Source organism: Desulfosarcina sp. (genome assembly GCF_033791525.1).
GTDB lineage: Bacteria > Desulfobacterota > Desulfobacteria > Desulfobacterales > Desulfosarcinaceae > Desulfosarcina.
Window position 1 is genome coordinate 1 of the sequence record NZ_JASJGN010000208.1, and the last position, 4489, is coordinate 4489.

Consider the following 4489-nt stretch of genomic DNA (forward strand, 5'->3'; position numbering starts at 1 on the left):
CCCTTTGCCGGATAAAGCTAACAGCCAGGCTCGCCATTCCGGTACGCCTTGCTCCATCAGAAAGTCCGCAATCGATTTGGGGGTAAAGGGGTCAAGTCTGCTTTTGACTCTTACGTAAGCCAAAGGTGAGCCAGGAGACCACAAATTTAAAAACAATTTGGGGCCAATTCTAAATTTGATTTTTCTTGAACACCCTACAAACTTGCCAACCCCTCTACCAACCGATCCACATCCTGAGAAGAATTATAATGCACCATACTGATCCGGATAATCCCTTCGTCCGTATCCTGGATACCCAGCGCCTCAAGGCAACGGAGCGCATAGAAGTGTCCGTTGCGCACGGCAATCTGTTTCTCCACCAGGCGTTTGACGGCATCACTGCAACGCATCCCGGCGAGTGTAAACGCGATGGTCGCGGCCCGCGAACCTTCCCCGGCCCGGCCCTGACCAATACTCCTGGAACCGGGAATGGCGCGTATCGCTGCTAACACCCGATTGGCCTGGACGGTCTCGTGCTCGGCAAAAAGATCGAATACTTTAGCAGCCCGGGTGTGAAAGCCGGGCGCCACATCATTGAAATGGTGATCGTAGAGTGTATCGATGTATTCCTCGATGCCGGCCAGCGCCGCAATCTCCGCGTGCAGTGGCCCGGCCGGGTTGAACTTGTAGTGCGGCAGGTCCCGGTTGAAGTAGTGGCCCTGGGGCTCGAGGGTGTCGAGAACGGATTGTCTGCCCCACATGACCCCGATGTGTGTTCCGAAGGTCTTGTACGTGCTGAACAGGTAGAGATCCAGGCCGCTGGTGTTGACGTCCAGCACCCGGTGGGGCGCGAAGGAGACCCCGTCACCGATGGCCAGCGCACCGGCCTCGTGGGCGATGTCAGCAATGGCCTTGAAATCGTGCATGGTCCCCACGATGTTGGAGCAGAGGGTGAAGCAGACCAGCCGGGTCCGTTTGCTGACCAGGGATTTGAGGTCCTCTATCGCCAGCTCGCCGGTCTGCGGATCGATCTGCCACTCTTTAACCACCGCACCGAACTCCGCCAGACGCCGCCAGCATCCGATATTGGCCTCATGGTCCTGGTTGGTGACGATGATCTCGTCGCCGGGCTTGAGCAGCGGCCGGATCGCCTGGGCCAGGACATAGAAATTCATGGTGGTGGACGGTCCCAGCGTCAGCTCGTCCGGATCACAGTTCAGCAAGCCGGCCATGGCCTGATAGCCTGCATCCATTGCCTCACCTGCCTTGATGGAAGCCTCGAAGGGGCCGTATGGCTGGACCTTGGTATACTGGAAAAAGTCGTGCAGGCGATCGGAAACCTGTCGGGGGACGTAGGAACCGCCGGCGTTTTCGAACATCGCCCAGCGGGCGGTGACGGGGTTGGAGAAGACCGGGTACTGGGCACGGATGAAGTCGATGTCTAAGTTCATTAAATTTCCTTTTCAACCACTGAACACAAGGAGGACACGGAAAAAGAGAGTAAAACCTGAACTGAGCGTTTCAAATTTTTTCGGATGATGGATTGTGTTCATTTAATAGAATATTTCCGTAATCTATCCTGAAAAATGTGAAACCCGTTGGGATTGCCGATCTCACCGCATCTACGGCGTCAGATGCCTTCCCGCATAGGCGACTATAGCGGAAAGGTCTCTTCCTTGTATCTGCGGCAAGCTCGACAATCGCTCAGTTTAGTTAAAAAAAATTCTGTGTATTCTGTGTGTTCCGTGGTTTCATGGCTGCACCACCAAGGCATTCCTCCAAAACGCAACCGTTGTCGCTTCCACACCTTTCAATTTATCCATTCCTGCAATCTGCTGGCGCATCAACCCATTGAGCATGGCAATGAGCATATTAGCCGTGGCATCGATCTCCACCGGGTTGAATTCATCGGACGCCGTGCCTTCCTCTATAATTTTCTTTACGTTCGTTTTGATCCGTTGCGGGCCTTTCGATAAACCGTGACGCAGGTGCTGTCCGGATCTTCCAGCCTTGCCGGGCAGTTCCGCAGCAGGATGCGCATGAGCGCCGGCTCCTCGGCCAGGACCGCGAAGTGGGCCCGAATCAAGGCCGCCAGCCATTCAATGGCGGTGGCCGCGAAGGGATCCAGCGCATCGATGCGATCGTTCTATTCGGGAGGATGTCGTATAAACCTCCCAGTTGACGACTGTATTCGTTTTCGAGAAGCTGTCGGGCGTCTTGTGTAGCTTTCTGGATCAGATTTCGTGTGGATTTATCCATTCTGTGCGCCTGTTGGAATTCATGTCTGTGAGGATGAGGTTGGTGATCCGGGTTTGATTTCCACACCTGGCTCGCCCATTTCTTGCGGGAGGGAACTGGCCTGCCGACTGAACATGGCAATATATGGCTCGTACCTAAAAACCTTGTTACGTTTCTGGCCTGTAATTTCCACCAAGATACCGGCTTTTTCCATATTACCGATTACGCTGGAGGCCGTTACATAGGAAACCTCCATCACCTGCTGAGCCTCGCGAACGCTTACCATGGGTTTTTCGAACAGGTAATCCAACAGCCTTAACCCATTGGTGCTGTTAGACAATTTTTCCGCGATCGATACCCTGTGCCGCTCGCGCATGTCGAGAATCAAACGTGCGGTTGACGTGGATGCCTGGCTGACTTCGTAGACACCACGAAGGAAAAAGCGAAGCCATCCTTCCCAGTCTCCGGCATTTCGAATGGCCATCAAACGGTCATAGTATTCGGCCCGATGGGCCTTGAGATAATAGCTCAGATAGAGCAGGGGCTTCTGGAGAATTTGCTTTTCACACAATAGAAATGTGATCAGGAGCCGCCCCATTCGTCCGTTTCCGTCGAGAAACGGATGGATCGTTTCAAATTGGGCGTGTGCCAGGCCGCAATGAATCAACACCGGCAACATTGACTGGTCGTGAAGGAATTTTTCAAAATTATCCAGCGCCGCTTTCATTTGGTGCGGCGGGGGAGGCACAAACTCCGCATCGGCAAGCGTACAGCCTCCCGGTCCAATCCAGTTTTGTGATCGTCTGAACTCACCCGGCGTTCGTTCACCCCCTCTGACGCCCTTCAACAACTCCGCATGAATCTGTTTGATCAGTCTTAAACTCAAGGGCAGATTGGCAAGTTCCTGAAGTCCATGGTTCATGGCGCGAACATAATTCACGACTTCTTCGACATCTTTGGGGCGTTTTTCCCTGACAGGCCCCGCTTCATATTCCAGCACATCCTCCAGGGTGCTTTGGGTACCCTCGATCTGTGAGCTGAAAACCGCTTCCTGTTTGACATACATCGCTACGAAAAGGTTCGGGTTGGGAAGGATGGTGGTTACGCCGTCCAGGCGCCCCAAAGCCCTGTCCGCATCCGATAGAAGACGCATGAGCTGGCCGTCCAGGTTGATGGGAGGAACGGGCGGAAGGGGAGCGGGGATAAAGGCGGCATAGCCTTCCAATTGTTTGATGTTTTTTCCTGCCCGGTGCCTATCGGCTGTGTCATCCATTTTATTTCAGCCTCTTGAAATATAAACCGCCTCTGCTTCATTTTATTTTAAAATAGCATCAATTTTTAAAATAAAACAAGATGCATCCGTTTGTTATCATGGTTTTCTAAAATAGGCACCAGATGAGCCCAATTTATATTTCACCGATCCGCACCTACTGAATCAAAACCTTTTCCCCGGCGCCGATGTAACGTTCGCAGGTTTCTTTCAATCATTGAAGGGTGACACCCAGAAGTGGGGTCAAGTCTACGTTTGACCTTTCCGCCTCCGTTTCAATACCCTCAGTTACCATTTCCAACTCATGCACCTGCTACCAGCGCCTTCCGACAAAACGTAACCGTTGTCGCTTCCACACCTTTCAATTTATCCATCCCTGCAATCTGCTGGCGCATCAACCCATTGAGCATGGCAATGAGCATATTTGAGGTAGCCCCAATATAGAGAGCAATGGGGTCGGGCCTCGCTAACCGATTGACATTGCATAGTTAATAACTTAAAAACGGATCTATATACAATAAAAAGGTAAATAGAAATTTATCCTGCTGATTAAACAAGTTACACACAACCCCGATAGAATTGGTTACTGTGTGTTTCTCCGTTGTTTCAGGACATTATGGTGTCAGCCTTTTTTTCGTATATAGTTCCGTTTTTAAATTCGGTCTCATATAATCTGGTATCTTTGCCAACCCAATAGAGTTTAACTTCTACCCAAGCTGGGCGTTTCACCTTTTTTAAGATTACGAATGGTTATGATATGAGTCTGTATAAAATCGGATTTGGTCCTCAAAAGGTCAAACCCTTTGGGTTTGCCGATCTCACCGCATCTTCTGCGTTAGCTGCCGCAGCGCATAGTTCACTATAGCGCTGCGACATCTGCCTTGAGTCTGCGGCAAGCTCGACAATCGCTCATACAAGGATCAATTATACAATAATGCCGGAAATTGAAAAAACATCGGATTGGCTGACAGATTCAGCAGGATAAGGTGCTCGCATGAATCG

At 51.4% G+C, this 4489-nt stretch carries 3 protein-coding genes; all 3 read right to left on the reverse strand.

The features are described 5' to 3' along the window. Positions 1-194 precede the first annotated feature (194 nt). Complete coding sequence (locus tag QNK41_RS10155) at positions 195-1430, reverse strand: aminotransferase class V-fold PLP-dependent enzyme (protein WP_319256349.1); 1236 nt, start codon at positions 1428-1430, stop codon at positions 195-197. 300 nt (positions 1431-1730) lie between these two features. Then, positions 1731-2078 carry a hypothetical protein gene (locus QNK41_RS10160; RefSeq protein ID WP_319256351.1) on the reverse strand — a complete coding sequence of 116 codons (348 nt, stop codon included), beginning with the start codon at positions 2076-2078 and terminating at the stop codon, positions 1731-1733. Positions 2079-2257: 179 nt separating this feature from the next. Continuing rightward, on the reverse strand, positions 2258-3490 hold the full coding sequence (locus tag QNK41_RS10165) for a Fic family protein (protein WP_319256353.1): 1233 nt from the start codon (positions 3488-3490) through the stop codon (positions 2258-2260). Positions 3491-4489 lie beyond the last annotated feature (999 nt).

Coding starts and splice junctions, on each gene's coding strand:
- QNK41_RS10155 (WP_319256349.1), bottom strand. CDS start 1,430: ATGAACTTAGACATCGACTTCATCCGTGCCCAGTACCCGGTCTTCTCC.
- QNK41_RS10160 (WP_319256351.1), bottom strand. CDS start 2,078: ATGGCTGGCGGCCTTGATTCGGGCCCACTTCGCGGTCCTGGCCGAGGA.
- QNK41_RS10165 (WP_319256353.1), bottom strand. CDS start 3,490: ATGGATGACACAGCCGATAGGCACCGGGCAGGAAAAAACATCAAACAA.